14 protein-coding genes are annotated in these 23,015 nt (G+C 72.3%); 5 read left to right on the forward strand and 9 right to left on the reverse strand.

Annotated elements, in window-relative coordinates; genetic code table 11:
- Positions 1-19 precede the first annotated feature (19 nt).
- The 8 genes from PYR91_RS03310 to PYR91_RS03345 all read right to left on the reverse strand — a co-directional run bounded on the left by PYR91_RS03310 (position 20) and on the right by PYR91_RS03345 (position 12,200).
- A complete protein-coding gene (locus tag PYR91_RS03310; RefSeq protein ID WP_279777410.1) occupies positions 20-1,294 on the reverse strand; it encodes a cytochrome P450 in 1,275 nt (424 codons plus the stop codon).
- An 18-nt stretch (positions 1,295-1,312) separates the two neighbouring features.
- On the reverse strand, positions 1,313-2,026 hold the full coding sequence (locus PYR91_RS03315) for a helix-turn-helix domain containing protein (RefSeq protein WP_279777411.1): 714 nt from the start codon (positions 2,024-2,026) through the stop codon (positions 1,313-1,315).
- A gap of 418 nt (positions 2,027-2,444) precedes the next feature.
- On the reverse strand, positions 2,445-4,001 hold the full coding sequence (locus PYR91_RS03320; RefSeq protein ID WP_279777412.1) for a gamma-glutamyltransferase: 1,557 nt from the start codon (positions 3,999-4,001) through the stop codon (positions 2,445-2,447).
- A 64-nt stretch (positions 4,002-4,065) separates the two neighbouring features.
- Positions 4,066-4,839, reverse strand: coding sequence for a peptidylprolyl isomerase (locus PYR91_RS03325; protein WP_279777413.1), 774 nt, complete (start codon positions 4,837-4,839; stop codon positions 4,066-4,068).
- On the reverse strand, positions 4,836-9,029 hold the full coding sequence (locus PYR91_RS03330; protein ID WP_279777414.1) for a glycoside hydrolase family 38 C-terminal domain-containing protein: 4,194 nt from the start codon (positions 9,027-9,029) through the stop codon (positions 4,836-4,838). The genes PYR91_RS03325 and PYR91_RS03330 overlap by 4 nt, the downstream gene beginning before the upstream one ends.
- A 3-nt stretch (positions 9,030-9,032) precedes the next feature.
- Positions 9,033-9,854 (reverse strand): carbohydrate ABC transporter permease, encoded by an 822-nt coding sequence (locus PYR91_RS03335; protein ID WP_279777415.1) that lies wholly within the window; start codon positions 9,852-9,854, stop codon positions 9,033-9,035.
- Between the two features lie 49 nt (positions 9,855-9,903).
- The gene (locus tag PYR91_RS03340) at positions 9,904-10,833 is read right to left on the reverse strand and encodes a sugar ABC transporter permease (RefSeq protein ID WP_279777416.1); all 930 of its coding nucleotides are present in this window, start codon (positions 10,831-10,833) and stop codon (positions 9,904-9,906) included.
- Positions 10,830-12,200 carry an extracellular solute-binding protein gene (locus PYR91_RS03345; RefSeq protein WP_279777417.1) on the reverse strand — a complete coding sequence of 457 codons (1,371 nt, stop codon included), beginning with the start codon at positions 12,198-12,200 and terminating at the stop codon, positions 10,830-10,832. Before PYR91_RS03345 ends, PYR91_RS03340 begins: the two co-directional genes overlap by 4 nt.
- A gap of 192 nt (positions 12,201-12,392) precedes the next feature.
- On the opposite strand from PYR91_RS03345, the gene PYR91_RS03350 reads away from it, so the two are divergent.
- The 3 genes from PYR91_RS03350 (at position 12,393) to PYR91_RS03360 (ending at position 21,378) form a co-directional block, all read left to right on the forward strand.
- Positions 12,393-13,601, forward strand: coding sequence for an ROK family transcriptional regulator (locus tag PYR91_RS03350; RefSeq protein WP_279777418.1), 1,209 nt, complete (start codon positions 12,393-12,395; stop codon positions 13,599-13,601).
- A gap of 50 nt (positions 13,602-13,651) precedes the next feature.
- The gene (locus PYR91_RS03355; protein ID WP_279777419.1) at positions 13,652-14,557 is read left to right on the forward strand and encodes an ROK family protein; all 906 of its coding nucleotides are present in this window, start codon (positions 13,652-13,654) and stop codon (positions 14,555-14,557) included.
- A gap of 167 nt (positions 14,558-14,724) precedes the next feature.
- A complete protein-coding gene (locus tag PYR91_RS03360) occupies positions 14,725-21,378 on the forward strand; it encodes a HEAT repeat domain-containing protein (RefSeq protein WP_279777420.1) in 6,654 nt (2,217 codons plus the stop codon).
- Between the two features lie 74 nt (positions 21,379-21,452).
- On the opposite strand, the gene PYR91_RS03365 is transcribed toward PYR91_RS03360, so the two are convergent.
- Positions 21,453-21,788, reverse strand: a complete 336-nt coding sequence (locus tag PYR91_RS03365; protein WP_279777421.1) for a hypothetical protein — start codon at positions 21,786-21,788, stop codon at positions 21,453-21,455.
- A 370-nt stretch (positions 21,789-22,158) separates the two neighbouring features.
- Here PYR91_RS03365 and PYR91_RS03370 point away from each other — a divergent pair, with 370 nt between their 5' ends.
- Both PYR91_RS03370 and PYR91_RS03375 read left to right on the forward strand, forming a co-directional pair.
- Complete coding sequence (locus PYR91_RS03370; protein ID WP_279777422.1) at positions 22,159-22,656, forward strand: DUF2975 domain-containing protein; 498 nt, start codon at positions 22,159-22,161, stop codon at positions 22,654-22,656.
- A complete protein-coding gene (locus PYR91_RS03375; protein ID WP_279777423.1) occupies positions 22,656-22,877 on the forward strand; it encodes a helix-turn-helix transcriptional regulator in 222 nt (73 codons plus the stop codon). Before PYR91_RS03370 ends, PYR91_RS03375 begins: the two co-directional genes overlap by 1 nt.
- Positions 22,878-23,015 lie beyond the last annotated feature (138 nt).

The following is a 23,015-nucleotide window of genomic DNA, read 5'->3' on the forward strand; positions in this document are numbered from 1 at the left end:
CCCGCGGCGGGCTCCTCGCTCAAAGGCGCACCGGCAGCCGTGCCAGGCGCCAGGAGCCGGGGACCATCTCGCGCTCCAGTTCGGCCGGGTCGACGGCCAGGGAGAGGCCGGGGAAGCGGCGCAGCAGCGCCCCGAAGGCGACCTCGCCCTCCTGGCGGGCCAGCGCCGCGCCGAGGCAGTAGTGCAGGCCGGCGCCGAACCCGACATGGGTCTCCTTGTGACCCGCGTCGGCCTCGCGGGTGATGTCCAGCGTCTCGGGGTCGTCGAACCTGCGGGGGTCGTAGTTGGCGCCGACCAGGACCGCCATCACGGCGTCCCCCCTGCGCAGGGTGTGCTCGCCGATCTGGATTTCCTCGGCGGCGTAGCGGATGCGGGTGACGTGGACGGGGCCGCACCAGCGCATCAGCTCGTGGACCGCCCTGGGCGTCAGGGCGGGGTCCTTGCGGAGCAGGTCGAGCTGGTCGGGGTGGGTGAGCAGGGCGGCGGTGCCGTTGCCGATCAGGTGGGCGGTGGTCTCGTGCCCGGCCAGGACCAGCGTGAGCACCATCGTGATCATCTCGATGTCGCCGAGCCGGTCGCCGTCCTCGTCGTGGGCGCGGATCAGGCCGGTGAGCAGGTCGTCGGCGGGGGTGGCGCGACGGCGCTCGATGAGTTCCTGGATGTGGGCCACCATGTCGCGCAACGGCCCGTTAAGGTCGGAGGTCATCGAGGCGAGCCGACCGCCCCACTCGCGCCACTGCCCGCGGTCCTCCTCGGGGATGCCGACGAGCTCGCAGATGACGGTGATGGGCAGCGGGTAGGCGAAGTGCCGGATCAGGTCGACCACGCCGTCCTCGGCCGCTGCGCCGAGCTCGTCCAGCAGCCTCTCGGTGATCGCCTCGACCCTCGGCCGCAGGTCGGCGACCCGGCGCGCGGTGAAGGCGCGCGACACCAGCCGGCGCAGCCGCACGTGCTCGGCGCCGTCGGCGTCCAGGAGGCCCTCGACGACGTACTTGGCGTACTCCGGCTCGATGCCCCGGGCCGCGATCAGCTGGTCGCGGATGTTCCCGACCTCCATGCCGGGGACGCCGGCCGGGTCGTTGACGAAGCGGGTGTCGCTCAGCACGGTCTTGACGTCGTCGTACCTGGTGACCAGCAGCGCCGTCTGGTTCTCGCCATACAGCCGGACGAGAGCGAGCGGGCTCCGCTCCCGGATGCGGGAGTAGCCGTTGAACGGGTCCCGCAGCAGCTCGGGATCCATGAAGTCAACCGTGGGCAGGCCGGTGGCGGTGCCGTCGTCGGCTGAGGTGCTCATGATTGCCCTCCCGGGGCGTCAGTGGAGTTTCTGCCTTTCGATCTCCACACGGATGCGGTCGAGCAGCCGCTGGAGGTTCTCGATGATCCGCGGGGCCGCCGCGCCCGGCTCGCCGGGCTGCTCGAAGGACGAGCGGACGATATGCGCGAGCATGTCGGCCTTGGCGTGGACGCCGGAGGTGCTCAGCAGCACCAGCGGCTCGGCCATCAGGAAGCCCGCCATCACGGCGGAGAACGCGTGGAGTTGCAGGTCGGCGGGAACGTCGGAGTGGAGGACGCCGTGCTCGCGCAGGGTCTGGAAGTAGTGGTCGACGGTGCGCTCGCGCATGGCGATCAGGTCCCCGGCGATCACCGCCGCGCTGCGGGTCAGCGCGCCCAGGGTCTCGGCGTCGCCGGTGACGATCGCCGCGACGATGGGCTCCTCCTGCACCGCCAGGTAAGCCGTGCGCGCCAGGCGGCTGAGGCGGACGGCCTCGGGGTCGGCCCGCATCTCGCTCAGCATGCGCTCGATCAGCGTCGTCTGCGCGCGCATGAGCACCGTCAGGAAGAGCGCCTCTTTGGAGGCGAAGTGCAGGTAGACGGTGCCCTTTCCCACTCCGGCGCGGCGGGCGACGTCGTCGATGGTGATCCGCCGGTAGCCGTAGGCCACCAGCAGCTCGGCGGCGGCGTCCAGGATCTGCTCGGCCCGCCGCACGCGCACCGCGGCGTCGTCGACGTCTTCGACCCGTTTCATCCCCGCCCCCGTCCCCGTGCTGACCTCGTGACCAGATTTGAAATCTGGTCACAGGGTCAGGTTAACCCCGCGACGACGGCCCGGCAACCCCTCGGGCGCGGTGCGGGACGGCGGGTGTGGGCGTCCCGGCAAGCGGGCCGGGCCCGGGAAATGCGAAGACCCCGCCGGGACGAGCCTGGCGGGGTCCTACGCGTGCGAACCGGTGTGCGGGTCGCCTCTCGGCGAAATGCTCAACGCGGCTCCAGCCGAACGGTAGTCCGCGAAGGCGATAGGTGAGGCCCGGGGACACCGGACACACCGGTCACGAGTTATGTAACCAGTGATGCCCGGGGGATGTTCCCGGCGGACGGACGAATTCTCCGCCTGCCCCGGCCGCCACGGCGGCCCCGCCGGGGCCGGCGGATCAGGGGTCGGCGGATCAGCGGCCGGCGGCGCTGGAGATGAGCGCCCGGGGGTCGGCCGCCCCGGCCAGGACGCCGTCGGGGCGCACCTCGATCAGGTGGGCGTGCCCGAAGGATCCGCCGAAGGGAAGCTCCGGCGCCCGGTGGCCGCGCTCGCGCAGCCCTTCGGCCCAGGGGCCGCCGTGCTCGACCTCCACGGACGCCTCGTCGGGCTCGACCCAGGCGTCGAAGCCGGTGTGGCCGGGGCCGACGCGCCAGCGCGGCGCGGTGATCGTCTGGCCGGGCGACTGCCCGGCGACCAGCAGGCGGGTGACCATCTGCAGCGTGATCTGCGGCTGGGAGTCGCCCCCCATCGTCCCGAGGACGGTGCGCAGCGACCCGTCGGGCCGGGTGACCAGGACGGGGACGAGCGTGTGCGGCGGGCGGCGCCCGGGGCCGTACTCGGCCGGGTGACCGGGCTCCAGCGAGAAGCCGAGGCCCCGGTTGTGCAGGTTGATCCCGGTGGCCGGCTCGAACAGCATGCTGCCGAAGCCCGCCGCGTTCGACTGGATGAGCGACACGCCCATGCCCTCGCCGTCCACCGCGCACAGGTAGGTGGTGTCGCCCGGCGCGACCAGGTCGCGCAGGCGGGCCCGGCGGGACGGGTCGACCGCGGCCCGCCGCTCCGCCGCGGAGGCCAGCACGTCGTCAACCCGGGCGTTCTCGTGCAGCACGTCCAGCCGGTCGTGGCCGGCGGCGCGCGCCGCCTCGACGAGCAGGTGCGCCCACAGCGGGTCGTCGGGGTCCTCGGGCAGGCCGAGCCCCTCGGCGATCGCCAGCGACAGCAGCAGGAGGTAGCCCTGGGAGTTGGGCGGCATCGTCCACACGTCGTGGCCGAAGGCGTGGACGCCGATCGGCGCCACCCAGTCGGCGCCGGGGGTCGCCAGGTCGGCCTCGGTGTACTCGCCCTCGGCGCTGCCGCCCTTGGCGGCGTCCCGGCCCAGCGCGAGCAGGCCTTCGCCGAACGCGCCCAGGTAGAAGCCGTCGCGGCCGTCCGACGCCAGCGCCTCCAGCGCGCGGGCGACGCCGGGCCGCCGGATCAGGGCGCCCGGCTGCACCGCTCCGTCCACGCCCGGCAGCACCCCGGCGGCCGGGGCGAGCAGCGGGGAGGCGGGGAACCCCTCCCGGGCGTACCGGACGGCGGGCGCGAGCAGGTCGGCGAACGGCAGGCGCCCGTACCGCGCGTGCAGGGCGAGCCAGCCGTCGGCGCACCCGGGCACCGGGACCGACCTGATGTCCCGCTGGAACGGCATGCGCGGCTGCCCCTCGGCGCGCAGCCGCGCGGGGTCGGCGCCCGACCCCGCGCGCCCGGAGGCGTTCAGCGCCGCGGGCGCGCCGCCGCCCGTGTGCACGAGGGCGAACAGGTCGCCGCCGAGACCGCACGCCTGCGGCGAGGTGACCGCCAGCACCGCGTTCGCGGCCACCGCGGCGTCGGCCGCCGACCCGCCCCGGTCGAGCATGGCGACCCCCGCCGTGGAGGCGAGGTGGTCGATCGTGCAAACCATGCCGTACCTGGCGAACCGCGTTGCGTCCATGGTCAAACTGTACGACTCACCCGCCCTTCCTCCGGAACCGGCGGAGGCGCCCCGGGCGGTGGCGTCAGTGGCGGTGGGTCGCGTCGGAGTGCTGCGGGTCGGCCGGGTGCTCGAAGCCGTGGCGCAGGCGGACGCGCTCGGCGGCCCTGCGTTCCAGCCATCGGGCGAAGGCCCGCTCGACCGCCAGCGCGGTGAGCTCGGCGGCGATCTCCTCCCTGACCGTCTCGAACGGCACCCGCCCGCCCGGGTCGACGCCCTCCACCCGCACCGTCCAGGGCCCGCCGGGCCCGTCGACGGGCCCGGCCACCTCTCCCTCGCCTGCCGCGAAGACCGCCGCCTCCAGGGGGCCGGGCAGCTCCCCGCGCCGCACGCGCCCGAGGGACGCGCCTTCGACGCGGCTGACGTGCCGCGACTCCGGCCGCGTGTACCGGTCGAGGTTGCGGTCGTAGTACGCGCGCACCTCCCGCTCGCCGACGCCGACGCCGGCCGTGACCGCGCGGCGCAGCACCCGCGCCAGCGGCATCGAGGCCGTCACCGCCGCCACGACGCCCCCGGTGCGCAGCGCCGCCGTCAGGGTGAGCGAGGTGGGGGCGTCGCCGTCGTCCGGCGCGGCCAGCCCCCGGGCGGCGGCCTCCTGCTCGATGAGCGCCTCGGTGACCAGCACCTGCACCAGCCAGCGGCGCAGGTTGCGTCCCTCGGCGCTGTGGGGGTGCGGGAGCCGGGCGGCGAGCGGCCCCGCGCGCAGCGCCGCCTCGCGGGCGTCGACCTGCGCGACCGTGACGGCCCGCTCCCCCACCTCGGCCGCGATCGCCGCCTCTGGATGGACGGCGGAGATCACGGCAGGACCTCGATCTCGACGGCCTCGGTGTAGTGCAGCCAGCCGGCGCTCGCCAGCTTGACCACCGCCCACCAGCGGCCGGGCCGGGCGCCGGCGGGGGCCTGGACGTCGAAGCGGAGCCGGGCCTCCCCTCCCGCGGGGACGGCGACGCCGGTGTTCCACTCGGGGATCAGCTCGAAGGTGTGCCAGGGGCTGATGAGCTGCGCCTGCACCGACACCTCCGTGCGCGCCGGCGAGCGCAGCACCACCTCCACGGCGCCCGACGCCGTCTCCACGCCGCCGGGCGTCAGGCTCACCCGGGGCGTCGCGACCTCGACCTCCAGGCCCACCTCGTGGCGGCCCCCGACGTGCAGCCGCGTGACGTCCTCGTAGACCTGGCCGCCGTGGGAGGTGCGCGCACGCAGCCAGTACACGCCGGGCTCGGCGTCCTGCGGGGGGACCAGCCGGACCGGGACCGAGGCGTGGCCGCCCGGCGCCAGCGCGTACGGCCGCTCGGCCGGCTCGCAGGCCCAGCCCTCGGGCGCGAGCAGCGTGACGACGCCGGCCGCCTCGCCCTCGGTGAGCCCGGAGGCCACCGACAGCGACAGCTCGGCGGGGCCCGCGACCGGCAGGTCGGTCTCGGAGAGGTGGACCGCCACCGGCATGTTGCCCGCCGGGGCGGGCCCGGTGTCGTTCAGCCAGTAGCGGGTGTAGACCGGCTGGTAGGGCTCCCCCTCGGGGCCGAGCGCCGTGCCGGACGGCTCGGGCGCGGCCGACGGCGCGAGGGCCGCCGTGACCGTGGCGACCTGCATGCCGGTCAGCTTCAGCGCGGCGGCGTCCACCGAAGAAAGCGGGCGTTCGAGCAGGTCGGCCCGGTGCGCCTCGCCCAGCGGCAGCGTGGTCTCCACCCGGGCGTCGACCTCGTGGCCGGTCGCCTCGTACAGCCGCAGCGTGACGCCGTCGACGTCGCCGGGCTCGCGGCCGGAGGCCAGCGGGTTGCCCGCCGGCTTGAGCGCGGCCAGCACGACCTGCCCGGCCGGTTCGACCGACAGGAAGGAGCCGGAGGGCGCCAGCGGCCCCTCGTGCGCGGGCGCGGACACGGCGGCCAGCGGATGGTTGACGTCGTGCCCGTGCGGCACCAGGCCCGCCTGACGCCAGTCGCCCGCCCCCGTGACCAGGGAGTACTCGAACGAGTGGGTCCAGTGCTGGAGCTGGAAGTTGGCGCCGTCGGGCGTGGTGCGCCGCGGCGGGTCGATCCACACGCCGGACGGCCACCCGGTGCACGAGCGCAGCAGCGACAGGTGCAGGGCGCCGCCGGAGTCGACCGCGAAGCCGGGGACGCCGCGGTTGATCACGCCCACGGTGTAGTCGTCGAGCGCGGGCTCGGTGAGCGTGGCCAGCTCCGACGGCTGCGCGACGTCGATCACGGCGTCGTCCAGGTCGGCGACGAGCTCCTCGGCCGCCCCCTCGCCCGCGACGATCAGCACGGGCAGCGCGCGCGGCCCGGTGAGGTCGGCGCTGGGCACCCAGACCTTCTCCAGCGGCTCGGACGCGGGCACCCACACCCGCGCGCGCCCGTCCGCCGCGAGGCGGCGGCGCAGCAGCTCGCCGTAGCCGGGGTCGGACTCCTCCAGCACGCGGGCGACGAACGGGTTCTGCTCGGGCGTGCCGAGCGCGATGCGCACGTCGGGCAGGTTGGAGTCGACGCTGAGGTCGCCGTACCGGGGGCCGGGGGCGGTGGAGCACGTGGCGGTCACGCCCTTGCGGACCAGCGCCACCGCCAGGTCGCGCGGCTCACCGCCGATGATCTCGGCGATGCCGATGGCGCGGGCGCCGATCGGGGTGCCGTCCTCGTCGCGCAGCGCGACGCGGGCGGTCGACGACAGCGCGAACCAGTTGCCCGCGGGGTTGTCCAGCGTCCAGGGGTGCAGGCCGGAGTCGACGTCGATGAGCCCGAAGCCCCGGCCGACCACGGCGTCGCCGACCTCGCTCACCGGCAGCGCGCCGGGGACGCGGGCGGGCCAGCGCAGCCGGACGAGCTGGTCGGCGCCCCGGAAGTCGAGGCGGGTGTCGCAGTCGACCCGCTCGACTCCGTGCCACAGCGTGATGCGCTGGGTGTAGCCGACCTCGCCCACCCGGCCGGTGACCGTGACCCGCTCGCCGAGCGCGCAGGTCTCGACCGCCACCGAGGCCGCGGGCGCCCCGGCGGAGCCGGTGACGGTGCCCTTGGGCACCAGGTGCCACGGGCCCTCGTGGAACTCCGGGTGCGCCGGGTACTCGTCGTACACGAGCAGCTCGTTGCCGACGCGGCCGGGCTGCAGCAGCTCGCGGTCGGCGGCGACGTCGTAGAACCGCGACACGCACCCGCCCCGGGCGGGGTCGACCTCGATCAGGTGGGTGCCGTTGGTGAGGCTCAGCCCGTCGCGGGTGGTCCAGCCGACCGGCGCGGCGTCCGGCGCCGCCTCGGTGAGCGGCTCGGCGCGCAGGGTGCGGCGGCCCAGCGGCGGCACCGGCCCGGCCGGCACGACGACGTCGACCGCCGCGAGGCCGCCGTCCTCGTCGTACTCGGCGTTCTCCAGCAGCACGGGCAGCTCGCCCGCGTCGGGGTCGCTCACGCGGACGCCGTACGCGCCGCGCCCGGGCAGCGCGAGCCGGACGCGGACGAGGTCGGTGCGCTCCCACGACGAGGGGTTCCACACCACCACGGCGAGGCCGTCGCCGCGGGTGTCCACGCGGGCGGTCAGCTCGCCGAGCGAGGCCCGGAGCACGCCCTCGCCGAGGTCGTGGGCCTCGCGCCAGCCGGTGAGCAGGTCGAGGTACACCTGGTCGGACTCGGAGCCGGTGATGGCGTCGTGGTGCGCGCCGTACACGAGCTGCCGCCAGGCCTTGTCGAGCGCGGCGTGCGGGTAGCGGGCGCCGGTGGTGACGGCGGCGATCGTGGCGAACTTCTCGGCGTCGGCGACCAGCGACTCCGCGGACCGCTGGGCCTGCTTGGTGTCGATGTAGGAGACGTCCTTGCCGGTGTACACCGGGTTCATGTCGCGGGTCTGCGGCGAGGGCGCGGTGAGCGTGGCGCGGACGGCGTCGAAGAACTCCCGGGGCAGCCCGCAGACGAAGCGCGGCGACACGTAGCGCGCGTTCCAGTCGCGGTGGATCTCGGTGACCCACTTGTTCGGCGGGGAGTAGTCGGTGCCGACGGGCAGCAGCAGGTTGCGCGTCGCCGCGACCTTCTTCAGCCGCACGAACAGCTCGTACACGGCCTCCTCGGCGGTGGCGAGGTCGGCCGCGGCGTCCATCCACCAGCCGGCGCTGTAGTGCGCGGGCATGTAGTGGGTGAGCACGCCGTTGCCGGACGGCGCCAGCCACTCGAACTCGGCGGGGAACTGCATGCCGGTCGGGTCGCCCCAGCCGTCGCGTTCCAGGTCGCGGCCGGTGAGCATCGGGCCCCACTGGTGGTACGGGCCGCGCGCCCAGGAGCTGGAGGTCAGGCCGGCCTCGGCGATCAGTCCGGGGAACTGCGGGTCGTGGCCGAACACGTCGAGCTGCCAGGCGGTCGCCGGGTCGCCGCCGACGATGTCGCGCTGGAAGCCGACCCCGTAGACGATGTTGCGGATCGTCGACTCGGCGGAGGTGAGGTTGGTGTTGGGCTCGTTGTAGGTGCCGCCCATCAGCTCCACGCGGTTCTCGGCCATCAGGCGCCGCAGGTGCTCGCGGTCTTCGGGGTGGGCGTCCCAGTACGGCTTGAGGTAGTCGACCTCGGCGAGCACGAACTTGTAGTCGGGGTCGCGGCGTGCGGTGTCCAGGTGCTCGCGCATCAGGGCGAACCCGGCGTTCTGCCGGTCGTTGCGGAACCGCTGCGCGACCTCCCCGGCCTCGTTCCAGGTGGTGGTGTAGGCGGCCTGGGTGTTCCACCACACCGGGTCGTAGTGGAAGTGCGGCACCATCCACACCGTCCAGCCGGGCTCGGCCACGACGAGCTCCCCGGTGGCCGCGGCGTCACCGGCCGTCACCTCGACGGGGATGCGCGTCCCGGGCGCGGCGTCCGCCGACACGCCGACCTCCACGGGCCGCCGGGCCGTCCGGCCGGCGCCGGAGACCCCGGGGCCGGTGACCCGGACCTCGACCTCGCCGGGAGGCCCGTCGAGATGCACCCGGACGACCTGCCCGGCCTCGACGAAGAGCTCGGTGGATTCCACGCTGGTGATACGCAAGGGTCAACCCTTCACTGATCCGGCGAAGCTGAAAGATCCGGCGAGGTACTTGTTCACGGCGACGTAGAGCAGCACCGCCGGCGCTGTGTAGATGATCGAGAAGGCGGCCAGCTCGCCGTAGGCGACCTGCCCGTACTGGGAGAAGAAGGTGTAGATGGTGACGGCGGCCGGCTGCTTCTCCGGCGTGTCCAGCAGGACGAACGGGACGAAGAAGTTCCCCCACTGCGCGACGAAGACGAAGATGGCGACGACCGCGACGCCGGGGGCCATCAACGGGAGCACGACCCTGGCGAGCGACTGCACCCAGCCGGCCCCGTCGACCCAGGCGGCCTCCTCCAGGCTGACCGGCACGCCGTCCATGAAGTTCTTCATCATCCAGATGGCGAACGGCAGCGAGCTGGCCGCCAGGAACAGCACCATGGCCGGGACCGACCCGTAGAGGTTGAACCGGAAGAACATCGAGTAGACCGGCACCATGATCGCGGTGACCGGCAGCCCGGTGGTGAACAGCAGCGTGAGCATGAAGTGGCGCTTGTACCGCAGCTTGTAGCGCGACAGCGGGTAGGCCGCGAGCCCGGCGACCAGCACGGTGACCAGCGCGGTGCCGCCGGAGATGGCGATCGAGTTGAGCACCGGCAGGTAGATGGTCTCCCAGTTCATCACCGCGCGGAAGTTCACCAGCGAGAACTCGAAGGTCGGCTGGGCGGTGAGGTTGGCGCCGGGCTGCAGCGAGGCGAGGACCACCCACAGGAACGGGCCGAGGAAGGCCAGGGTGATCAGCGCGAGCGCGAGCAGCGCGGCGCCGCGGGCGGCTACGCGGGTCATCGGACCTCCCCTTGCGGCCTCGGGCGGAGACGGGCGGACGCGCGGGCCATCAGGCGTCCACCTTGATCATGCGGAGGTAGACCAGCGAGAAGAGCCCGCCGATGACCAGCAGCACCAGCGCCATCGCGCTGCCGTAGCCGATCTCGAAGTACCGGAACGCCTGCTCGTACATGTACAGCGGCGTGGTCTGGCTGGCCGTTCCGGGGCCGCCGCCGGTGAGGGCGTAGATCAGGCCGAAGGCCGCGAGGGTCTGCAGCGTGATGAGCATGAGGTTGGACAGGATCGAGCGCCGGATCAGCGGCAGGGTGACGTGCAGGAACCGCCGCCAGGTGGTGGCGCCGTCCACCGACGCGGCCTCCAGCAGGTCGCCGGGCACGTCGGACAGCGCCGCCGAGTAGACGAGCATGGAGAACGCGGTGCCGCGCCACACGTTGGCCAGGATGACGGCGATCATCGGCGCGGTGAACAGCCACTCCTGCGAGACGCCGAAGCCGCCGAGCAGCTTGTTGAGCGTGCCCTCCTCCGACAGGAACGCGAACCAGCAAGCGGCGGCGACGACCTCGGGGACCACCCAGGCGGCGACCACGACGCCGTTCACGACGCTGCGGGTCACCCGCCCGCGCCCGCGCTGCAGCAGGGCGATCATCAGGCCCAGGGTGTTCTGCCCGATCACGGCCGACCCGATGACGAACACGAAGGTCAGGACGAAGGAGTTGCGGAAGTCCTCGTCGCCGAACATCTTGACGAAGTTGTCCACGCCGATGAACCGGGAGTTCACCGAGGCCGCGCCGGTCAGCGTCTCGTTGGTGAACGAGATGTAGACGCTCCACAGGATCGGCCCGGCCATGAAGATGACCAGCAGGACCAGCGCGGGCGCGAGCGGCACCAGCCAGCGCAGGGTCCGGCCGCGCCGGCGGCGCGGCTCCCCCCCGCGGGGGGAGCCGGCCAGCCGGGACGGCGTCGCCGTCGTGACGGTCATGGGGCCGAGATGACCTTGTCGGGGCCGCCGACGACGCCGGGCAGTGCGTCGGCGTACTCCTTGGCCGCCTGCTCGGGGGTCTGCGAGCCGGTGGTCATGGCCTCCATGGCCTCCTGCACCTGCGCGGAGACCTTCGGGTACACCTCGTACGCCGGGCGGTAGTGCGTCACCGACGCCAGGTCGGTCCAGAACTTCACGCTGGGGTTGCCGGCGGTGTACTTCGGATCGGCGGCCACGTCCTTGCGCGGGGTGAGGTCACCGGACCCGACCGAGTAGGTGAGCGTGTTGTCCTTGTTGGTGACCACGCTGATGAAGTCGAACGCCGCCTTCTTGTTCTTGGCGTAGGAGCTCATCGCCATGACCCAGCCGCCCGACATGCTGACCGCGCCCGGCTCCTCGCCGTTCTGCGTGGGCATGGCCGTCCAGCCCATCTTCTCGGTCCACTCGGGCCACGGCTTGGTGCTGGTCTCCTTCCACGAGGCGGCCGACCAGGCGCCGTCGAGGCTGATGCCGAGCTTGCCCGCCGGGAACCAGTCGAGGTTCATCTTGTCGGCCAGCTTGGGGTTGAACGCGTCGGCCTGCTTGGGGCCGAGCTCCTCGCGGTAGATCGTGTTGATGAAGGCCAGCGAGTCGTTGATGCCCTTGCCGGAGGCGACCCACTTCTTCTGGGCGTCGTCGTAAAGCGTGCCGCCGGGGGTGCCGTAGAGCAGCATCTCGAAGCCCTGCATGGTGGCGGCCTCGCCGTGCGGCTTGGTGGAGTACATGCTGAACGGGACGGCGTCGGGCACCTTCTGCTTGATGGCGCGGGCCGCGGCCAGCACGTCGGCCCAGGTCTTGGGCTCCCAGGGCACCGGCAGGCCCGCCTTGGCGAAGACGTCCTTCTGGTACCAAAGGCCGCGGGTGTCGGTGCTGATGGGCACGCCGTAGATCTTGCCGTCGGGGCCCTTGGCGGCCTGCTTGACCGAGTCGGCGTACTGCGACTGCCAGTCGGGCCAGGAGCCCAGGTACTCGTCGAGCGGGGCGAGCTTGCCCGCGGCGACGTCGGCGTTCACCTGGAAGGTGTCGTGCAGGTACACGTCGGGAGCCGAGTCGGCGGAGCGGTTCAGCAGGGCCAGCTTGGTGTAGTAGACCTCGTTGTTGCCCTGGACCGGCGTCAGCTTGATGGTGACGCCCTTGTTCGCGGCCTCGTACTGGCTCTTGGCCTGCTTGAGCACCTTCTCCATGTGGGGCCAGGTGGGCTCGACCTTGTACAGCACCTCGATCTCGTTGGCCGCGCCCTGGCCCTCTCCGGCCGTGTCACCACCGCAGGCACCGGCGGTCGCGGCCACCGCGACCGCCAGTGCCGAGGCCACCATCGCTCGTCTCATCGGACTCCTCCTCCGGCCTTGGCGCCGACCACTGGTGCCCGGCGGGGGCCCCGACCCCCACGCCGGAGTGGTCCGCCGACCGTGTTTCGGCCGTGTTTCTTCGGGTGAACGAGAACCTAAGTCACTCTGATTTACTAAGTCAACGGTCTGTGCGATATTGCCGGGGGACCTCAAGGACGCCGGGAGTCGTACATGCAGATGGGCACCAATCTGCCGAAAGTGGGCACCTACAACCGCGCCGTGGTCCTTGAGGCGATCCAGGTCTCCGACGGCATCAGCCGCGTCCAGATCGCCGAGCGCGCCGGCCTGACCGCCCAGACGGTCTCGGTCATCGTGCGCAAGCTCCTGGAGGAGGGGCTGGTCATCGAGGACGGCTCGCTGCCCTCGCAGGGCGGCAAGCCGCGCACGATCCTGCGGGTCGACCCCTCGGCCGGGTACGCCGTCGGCATCCACTTCGACCCCGGCGCCATCTCGTACGTGCTCGCCGACCTCGCCGGCGAGCCCGTGGCCGAGCTGCACGCCGACGTGCGTCCCGGGCTCGTCCCGGAGGAGGTCATCCGCCTGATGGCCGAGACGGCGCGGCGGATGCTGCGTCAGGCGGGCGTCCCGGACGCCAAGGTGCTCGGCATCGGCCTGGCCTGCCCCGGGCCTCTCGACGCCGACGGCGTGATGAACTACCCGCCGCGCCTGTCCGGGTGGGATCACGTGCCCATCAAACGCCTGCTGGAGGAGCACACCGGCTTCCCGGTGACGTTCGACAACGACGCCTCGGCGGCGGCGATCGGCGAGCGCTGGGCCGGCCTGGCCCGCTCCACGCCGAGCTTCGCCTATCTGTACCTCGGCACCGGCATCGGCGGCGGGCTGTTCCTGGAGAACCAGATCTACCGGGGCCGTTCGCTGAACGCCGGCGAGTTCGGCCACATCACGGTCGTGCCCGACGGGCCCGCCTGCTACTGCGGCAACCGCGGCTGCGTCGAGGCCGTCTGCTGCCCGAGCGCCATCGAGGCCACGGTGCGCGCGCGCCTGTCGGAGGGCGCCGGCAGCACGCTCTCCGGCGGCCCCGCCGACCACACGGCCATCTGCGCCGCCGCCGCGGCCGGCGACCCGCTGGCCCGCGAGGTCATCGACGAGGTGGCGGCCCGGCTCGCCGACGCCGCCGTGAGCATCGTCAACATGCTCGACATCGACCTGCTGGTCCTCGGCGGCCCCGCCACGCGCGACGTCGCGGGCATCTACCACGACGTGATCGCCGAGGCCGTCGCCACCCGCCCGCTGGCGCGCCGCCTGCACCGCGTGCAGGTCGAGATCTCTCCCCTGGCCTCCGACGCCGCCGCCATCGGCGCCGCCTCCCTGGTCTTCCACGCCACCTACGCCCCCCGCCTCGGCGCCCTCACCTCCTGAACCCGCCGATGACCCACCGGACCACCCACCTCCGTAGCGACGAGGAGCCCATGACATCCCACGTGCTGGCCGCCGACATCGGCGGCACGAAGCTGGCGGCGGCGCTGATCGCCGAGGACGGATCCGTACTGCGCCGCAAGGAGGTGCCCACCCCCGCCGCGCCGCCCGGCGGCTCCGAGGTGGTGAGCGACGCCCTGACCCGTCTGCTGCGCGAGATGACCGGCGACGCCCCGCCGGTCGCGGTGAGCGTGGCGTCGGCCGGCCCGCTCGACCCCCGGGCGGGCACGGTCAGCCCGGTCAACATCCCCGCCTGGCGCGATTTCCCCGTGCTGGCACGGGTGTCGGAGGTCGTCCCCGGCGTGCCCGTCCGGCTGATCGGGGACGCCGTCGCGGCGGCCGCCGGCGAGCACTGGCGCGGCGCCGGCCGGGGCAGCGACTCCATGCTGGGCATCGTGGTCTCCACCGGCATCGGCGGCGGCCTCGTGCTCGGCGGCGCCCCGTTCACCGGCCCGACCGGCAACGCCGGCCACATCGGCCACGTGGTGGTCGATCCCGGCGGCGCCCGGTGCCCGTGCGGCGCCACCGGCTGTGTCGAGACCATCGCGAGCGGCCCGTCCATGGTGCGCTGGGCCCACGCCCACGGCTGGACGGGCGCCGACGCCCGCGACCTCGCCGAGGCGGCCCGCACCGGCGACACCACCGCCGTGGCCGCCTTCCACCGCGCCGCCGCGGCCCTGGCGAGCGGCATCGTCGCGGTGGCCGCCCTGTGCGACCTCGACCAGGTCGTCATCGGCGGCGGCGTGGCCGGCGCCGGGGACGTCCTGTTCACCCCGCTCCGCGACGCCGTGGCCGCCCGCGCCCACATGGCCTTCATCCGGCGTCTGCGCATCGCCCCCGCCGCCCTGGGCCGGGACGCCGGCCTGGTGGGCGCCGCCCGCATGGCCCTCCCGGCGTGACCCGCCGCGAACCGGAAATCGCGCCCCAAGGCCATATCGCGCGGGCGTGGCCGACCGGATACGGATGACGAATGGTCACACGCGAGCGAACGCGCGATAAACCGACTCCGCCCCCCATGTCAGGAACATTCGGATCTGCTTAGGTACGCAGGGGTAGCCTGGCTGATGTGCCGAGTGTATTCATCAGCCACACGTCGGACATGGCTGAATACCCCGCGGGCAAGTCGTTTGTTCAGTCGGCTGTGGACGCCGTGGTTCGCGCGGGCCTGGTACCGGTGGACATGTCATATTTCCCGGCGCGCGGGATGCCTGCGGCCGACTACTGCCGCGACCGGGTCGCCGGCTGTGATTTCTACGTCGGCGTCATCGGATTCCGTTACGGCACCCCGGTGCCCGGCGCGGACGTCTCCTATACCGAGATGGAATTCGACACGGCCGCCGCGCTGGGCATCCCCCGCCTCGTGTTCCTGCTTGACGAGGAGGCGCCGCTGCCGCCGCGCCTGGTCGACAGGGACCGCACGGCCGTCGACGCGCTCCGCCGTCGCCTGCTGGACGCGGACCTCGTCCTCGGCATGTTCTCCTCGGCGGACGACCTCGGCGGCCGGGTCCTCCACGCCGTCGTCGACTGCCAGGACGCGAGTGCGGGACGGGACTCGCCCGGGGCGCCGGAGGACGACTCGTTCCCGGCCGCCCGGCGCTCGTACCTGGAGAAGCTGGAGCAGCGTTACCGGCGGCTCGACCTGGAGGTGCTGACCCCGGCCGAGCACGACGACCAGATGCCCATCCTGCTCCGTTCGGTGTTCGTCGCCCAGAACGTCCGGGCCGACCCTCCGCCCATCGAGCTGTCCAAGGAGCTGTGGCGGCGCCTGCTGAGCGCCGAGGAGATCGCGGAGAAGGACCTCCCCGAGGGCCTGGACCCCGACAGGATCGCCCAGGCGCGCACAACCTACAGCAAGAAGCCGATCCGCCCGGTGCTGGAGGTCCTCCGCGAGCCGGGCAACAGGCTCGTGGTGCTGCTCGGCGACCCCGGAGCCGGCAAGTCCACGCTGGCCAGGTACATCCTGCTGGAGATGGCCGGCCACGAGACGACGCCCGGCGCCTGGACCGAGCTGAAGGGCTGGCTCCCCCTCCTCATCGAGCTGCGCCAGTACGCCGACGCGCGCAGCCGGTGCGAGACGTTCCTCGCCTACCTGGAGCACCTCCACCGCACCGAGCGGGCGGGCTTCCCCGCCGAGGCGCTGGACCGGTATCTCCACGAGGACGGCAGGGCGCTGGTCGTCTTCGACGGCCTGGACGAGCTGTTCGACCCCAAGGAACGCGAGATCGTCACCCGGCAGATCGCCGGCTTCGCGGCGCGCTACCCGAAGACCCGGATCCTGGTCACCAGCCGCATCATCGGCTACCGCCGCACCGAGCTGCACAACGCCGGGTTTCAGCACCACACCCTGCAGGACCTGGACAAGACGCAGATCGAGGAGTTCATCACCCGCTGGTACGACCTGGCGATGCACGACCGCCGCGAGGAGGTCCACCACCGCCGCGACCGCCTGATGCGTGCCACCGACGAGTCACCGTCCATCCGCGAACTGGCCGGGAACCCCCTCCTGCTCACCATCCTGGCCATCATCGGCCGCCGCAGGGAGCTGCCCCGCGAACGCCGCGCCGTCTACACCCACGCGGCCGACGTCCTGGTGGAGCACTGGGACGTCAACCGCCATCTGGAGGACGCGAGCATCCCCGCCGGCTACATGGACAGCGAGGACAAGAAGGAGCTCCTGCGGCGGGTCGCCTGGCGCATGCAGAGCGGCCGAGCCGGCCTGGCCGGCAACCACATCCGCCGCGAGGACCTGCTGGAGGAGTTCATCGGCTACCTGGTGACCCGCTACCAGACCGATCACCTGACCGCCAAGCGCATCGCCCACACCATGCTCGACCAGTTCCGCGAGCGCAACTTCATCCTCAGCCTCTACGGCGGCGGCGTCTACGGCTTCGTCCACCGCGCCTTCCTGGAGTTCTTCTGCGCCGACGAGATAGTCCGCCGCTTCCAGAACAAACGCGAATGGGACCCCGCCCAGCTCACCTCGGAGGTCTTCGGCCGCCACTGGCCCGACCCCGCCTGGCGAGAGGTCCTCCTCCTGGTAGCCGGCATGATCGACGAACGCTTCACCGCCCGCATAGTCGACTACCTGGCAAGAGAGGCCAACCCCCTGTGGCCGAACACCGGCGACGACGAGGCACCGCAGAACCTGATCCTGGCGGCGGGCTGCATCGCCGAGATCCGAAACCTGGGAGCGATGGAAGCTCAGGGAATCGACATCCTCGAAGCGATAATCACCTGGCTGGAGCGCGCCGAGGACACCTACCTCGCCGACCTCGACGGATTTCTCCAGGACATGGTCATACCTCTGCTGAGATCCGTGCGCCCGCACTGGCCAGGGCGTGATCACTATCTTTCGTGGTTCCTCACCCGGGGACGGCGGATCACCTCCTCGGAGGTCCCCGCGATCACCCGTAAGATCGCGGTCGCCCTCTCGCCTTCCGACCAGCGCCTGAGAGAGCTCCTCCGCCGCGAGGCGATCACGGCGCACGACGAGCATCTGCGCAAGGGGGCGATCCACGCTCTGACCGAGTGGCGGGACGATCCGGAGACACTGCGCGTCCTCATGGAACGCGCCACGACCGATCCGGCATGGCGGGTGCGGGCCGCCGCGCTCCGGGTGATGGTGGAGCACTGGGCGGACGCCCCCGGCACCCTGCCGCTGCTCGAAGAGCGGGTTGTCGCCGATCCCCACTGGCAGGCGCGCCAGGCCATGATCTGGACAATCACCGGGCATCGCCACCGCTATCCCGGGTTACTGCCCCTCCTTCGAGGGAGTGCCGCCGGCGACCCCCATTGGCAGGTACGCCAGACAGCCCTTCAGAGCCTCGCGGAAGGCTGGCGCGACGACCCCGGCACACTGCCGCTTCTCAAAGAAAGCGCCACCACCGACCCACACGAAAACGTCCGGACAACAGCACTACAAGCCATAGCCGGAAACTGGCGCGACGAACCCGACACCCTCTCAATGGTCCGCCACAACGCCGCGGCCAATCCGGACTCGCAGACGCGCCAGGCGGCCCTTCAGAGCCTCGCGGAAGGCTGGCGCGACCACCCCGGCACACTGCCGCTTCTCAAAGAAAGCGCCACCACCGACCCACACGAAAACGTCCGGACAACAGCACTACAAGCCATAGCCGGAAACTGGCGCGACGAACCCGACACCCTCCGATTACTGCGCGATCGCGCAGTAATCGATCCGCACCATCACACACGCACAGTGGCGATCCAGGCGGTCGCGGGCGGCTGGCGCGACGCCCCGGCCACCCTTCCATGGCTGAAGGAACGCGCCATCCTCGATCCCTACCACTGGGCCCGGCACACAGCGGTCACCGCCGTGGCCGCCGGCTGGCGGGGCGAACCAGACACACTCGCCTGGCTCAGCCAGATCGCCACCACCGACACCGACGAGGTCGTACGAACAGCCGCACTGGAGGCCGTCGCGAACGGGTGGCCGAAGGAGCCCGGCACCCTGCCGCTCCTTCTCGATCGCGCCGTCACCGACACCCACCACCAGACACGTGCGGCAGCCGTCCAGGCGGTCGGGGACGGCTGGCGCGACGCCCCGGGCACCTTGCCATGGCTGAAGGAACGCACCGCCGTCGAGCCTCACTACTGGACCCGCCGCGCGGCGGTCACCGCCATCGCCGCAGGCTGGCGCGATGCCCCGGACACACTCGCCTGGCTCAGCCAGATCGCCACCACCGACGCCGACGAGGATGTGAGAACCTCCGCGCTGCAAGCCATCGCCAAGGACTGGCGTGACGAACCAGGCACCCTGCCGTTGCTCCGTGATCGCGCCGTCGCCGATCCCCACCAGCTAGGACGCGCGGCCGCGCTTCGTGCGACGGCCAAATGGTGGCGCGAGGAACCGGCCACCCTGCCCTGGCTCAGGCTGCGCGCCGTCGCCGACCCCCACTGGCGCGTACGCCAAGTCGTGGTTGAGCTCGTCGCCGGAGGCTGGTACGACGACACCGGCCTGCTGCCCTGGCTCCGGCGACGCGCCGTCGCCGACCCCGACGAGGACGTGCGGACCACCGCCCTTCAAGCCGTCGCCGAAGGCTGGCGGGACCACGCCGGCACCCTGTCCTGGCTTCGACGGCGCGCGCGCCGTGACGGCGACAGCCGGGTGCGCCTGGCGGCCGTCAAGTCCGTCGCCGCCGGTTGGCGCGACCATCCCGGGGTCGTGGACTGGTTGAAGGGAGAAGCACTGGACGGCGTCGAGGCGATCAGCAGCGAGACACTCAGCCTGTTGGGCTCGACCTACCAAGATAGTCCTGAGATCTCGCGATGGTTACGAGAGCTGGTCGCCTCAGACCGCGATCCTGAGACACGGGCCGCGGCGCTGGAAGCCGGCGCCGCGACGCTGTCCGGCGACGACGCCATCTCCGCGCTCCGGTACATGGCGGTCACGGACAGGGACTGGGAGGTGCGCCGTTCCGCCATACGAGTGCTCTACCAATCGCAGACGATGGGAGATTCCACCTATCTGGCCGGGGACCCGCACTGGAAAGTGCGCCGGACCGCCATCCTGGATGCCCCGTTGTACGGAGCCCGTTTCTCGGACCTCATCACCTACATGCACGGGCACGCGGCCGGGGACCCGCACTGGGAGGTCCGCCGCGCGGCGATTCAACGCCTGCCGTTCGTCAACGACGTCCCGGAACTCACGTCTTTACTGCGCGGATGCTCGGTGGGCGACCCCCACTGGCAGGTCCGCAGGAGCGCCGTCCAGCGTCTCGGCGTGTCACGGCTCGACCCGGAGACCTCCTCGTTCCTGCGAGAGCGCCTGACCGAGGACCCGCACTGGGAGGTCCGCCGCACCGTCGTCCAGCGTCTCGCCGTGTTCAGCCAACGCGAGCCGGACACCTTGGCTCTCCTGTGTGAACGCGCTGTCGAAGACCCCCACGCGGAGGTCCGCCGCACCGCGGTCAACGAGATCGCCGAGGTCGGGGCCGACGACCACGCCTCGTCAGCCTGGCTGCGCGGCCGGGCCCTCGGCGACGGAGACGACGCCATCCGCATAGCGGCCCTGACGGCGATGGTTCACCGTCCCAGCCCTCGCTCCGGCAAGCGGTCCCTGGTGGTCGGCGTCGCTCTCGAGGATCAGAGCTGGAAGGTGCGGCAAGCCGGGGTGAGCCTTCTGGGGCGCTACTGGCCGGACGCCGACACGCTGATCCTGCTCAGGGCGCGGGCCGTGGCCGATGACGATGAGGATGTCCGGGCCGCGGCCCTCACCGCCGTCGCCCTCGGGGGGGTCGACCACGACGACGTCGTGTCCTGGGTGCGCGTTCGCGCGGTGCGGGACGTCGATGGCGTGGTGCGCAAGACAGCCCTGGAGCTTGTCGCACGCGTCTGGCCGGAGGCGCCGTGGGCCTTGACGTTCCTCCGGGAACGCGGGCTTCTCGATGAAGAGTGGGAAGTGCGTCAGGCGGCCGTGGAGGTTCTCGGGATGATCGGGGCGGACGAGCCGGGCGTCGTCTCGTGGATCCGCGATCGGGCCGAGCATGACCGTCATCGGCAGGTCCGCCGCACGGCCCTTCAGGTGTACGCGCGGCTGGCCTCGGATGAGGAGACCACCCTGGCCTGGTTGCGCGGGCTCAGCGCCACCGACGGAGACGCCGAGGTCCGCGGCGCCGCGATCCAGGCCGCGGCGGCCGGGTGGCGGGACGACACGGGCATGTGCGACTGGGTGCGGACCTTCGCCACCGACTCCCGCGACGAGGACGTCCGTGCCGCCGCCCTGGCCGCGCTGGCCGGCGGGTGGCCCGACCCGGCCGACGTCCTGCCCCTGCTCACGCGGCAGGCGCGTACGAGTCACCGGTGGGACGTCCGGCAGGCGGCCGTGCAGGCGCTGGCCGACACCTGGGCCGAGAACGGCGAGGTGCACACGCTGGTGAGGACGAGCGCGCGGGAGGAGCCGGACTGGCGGGTGCGCGCGTCCGCGCTGCGAACGCTGGCGGGGCTGTGGGCCGACGAGCCGGACACGCTGCCCCTGCTGCGCGAGCGGGCGTCCGCCGACCGGCACGGGAGGGCGCGGCAGGCGGCTCTGCGGGAGGTCGCCCAGCGGTGGGTCGACCACGACGCGACCTATCCGCTCGTCCTCGATCGGGCCGCGCGCGACGACGACGCCCGGGTGCGGTGCGCGGCCGTCGAGTCGCTGGTCAACCAGTGGAGCACCCTGGAGCCCACGCTGAGTCTCCTGCGCGAGCTGGCCGCCGCCGACGTCCACTGGAAGGTCCGCCGAGCGGCCGTCGAAGGGATCGCCGGCATACGCGGGGAGTCCCCGGACACCTTCGCCTGGCTGCGCGACAGCGTCATGCTCGACCCGAGCCCGGCCGTGGCGGCGAGCGCCGTCGACCTCGCCGGCGTCGGACGACCGCCGGACGAGACGGTCGTGGCGTGGCTGCACGAGCGGACCACCCCGGCCGAGCACTGGTTCGTCCGCGAGGCCGCCATCCGGCGCATCACCCGCGCCGGAACGCCGCCGGATACCGCCGTGTCGTCGTGGCTGGACGACCAGCCGGGCAGCTCATGGCGCGTGAGACGCGCCGCCTTGGTGACGACGGCCCTTCGCCGCCACGAGGATCCCGCCGTCCTGCCGTGGATCCGGCGCTTCGCCGATCACGACCCGCACCCAGGCGTCCGCGAGGACGCCGTCCGCCTCCTCGATCACCTGATCTCGGACGAGCCGTCCAGCCGGGAGGATGGACGCGGCGGTTAGTGCCTAGAACACCATGCCGCGCGTAGAAGAGCCCCGGAGGCGAATACCTCCGGGGCTCCTCGTGGCGACGCGGGTCAGGAGGCGACGCTCTCCAGTCGGGACACGACTCGGGAGAGAAGATCACGAATCTCTACCTGCCCGGCCTTCAGCTCGCCGATGTCGTCACGCATCAAGGCGGCGTTCCGCTCCAGGCTGGTCAGGGCTCTGGAGTGGCCGGCCAGCACGATGCTCTGAGTCTCCAGGAGGCGGGAGTGCTCGGCCAGCACCGTGGAGTGCTCGGCCAGCACCGTGGAGTGCTCGGCCAGCACCGTGGAGTGCTCGGCCAGCACGACGCTATGAGAGCGCAGGGTGTCCTTGATGTCGGTGAGGTCGGCCTCGACGGTGTGCACTCGTTCTTCGAGGTAAGGCATGCCCTAAGGATAGAAGTCGTCCCAGCGCGAGAGACCTCGACGCACATGAGAGAGTGACCGTTTCCGGCCAAGGAAACCTGAGACCGGAGCGGCGGGGGCCGAGTTGACCAGGAACGTCAGGCTTCGGCCGGTTATCGCGGCACACTTGACCGACGACCTCGTCGGCCACCTGCACGCCATCGACGGCCCTTGGTGTTCGGCCGCCGTCGGCGAGGCCGTCACGCGACCACCCGGAACGAGTGCGGTGGCGCGGCCGGCGCGGCGGTCGACGACGGGGACCGAGGGCCCACCTCGCACGCGCGGTTCGACCGCTTGCCAGAACTATCGATTATCGATAGATTTCCATCGCTGCTCAATCGAAGGAGAGACGATGGGAAAGCTGACAGTGCTCGCGTTGCGTGCCGTCATCGCGGCGCTGCTCGCGGGGTCGGTGTTCGTGCAGGCGGTGATGGTGCCGCTGCTGGCCGCCGACATGGAGGCACTCAGGCCGGAATACGCGTACCTGCGCACCCCGTTCATCGTGATCATGCTGCTGGGCATCGTGACGGCCCAGGTCGTCCTGGTCTGCGTCTGGCGGCTGGTGACGATGGTGCGGCGCGGCACGGTGTTCTCCCACGCCGCCTTCCGGTACGTGCACATCGTGATCGGCGCGTTCGTGGCCGCGGCGGTGGACGTCTTCGCGCTCGCCGTCCTGTTGGCGCCGGGCGAAGCCGTCGCCCCGGGCATCGTCCTGCTGATCTGCGGCGCCTCCCTGGCGGTCCTTGGGGTAGCGCTCGTCGTGCTCGTGCTGCGGATGCTGCTCGCCCAGGCCGTCGCGCGCGACGTCGAGGCGGCGCGGATGCGGGCCGAGCTGGAAGAGGTCATCTGATGCCGATCGTCGTCGACATCGACGTCATGCTGGCCAAGCGCAAGATGTCCGTCGGCGAACTGGCCGAGCGCGTCGGCATCACCCCCGCCAACCTGGCCGTCCTCAAGAACGGCCGCGCCAAGGCCGTCCGCTTCGCGACCCTCGCCGCCCTCTGCGACGCCCTCGACTGCCAGCCCGGCGACCTCCTGCGCTGGGAGTCCACGAACGGCACAGACGCCTGAGCCCACCCCCCGACGGCGGCGACGCTCCACCCACCCCGTGCTGATCCAGCATTCCGCCCACCACAACGGCCGACGCCGCCGCCAACGCGTCGACGGTGCCACCGAGCGTTGACGAGCACCACTCCCCCCGCCCACGAA

Origin of the sequence: Sphaerisporangium sp. TRM90804 (genome assembly GCF_029846175.1) — a bacterium.
Lineage (GTDB): Bacteria > Actinomycetota > Actinomycetes > Streptosporangiales > Streptosporangiaceae > Sphaerisporangium.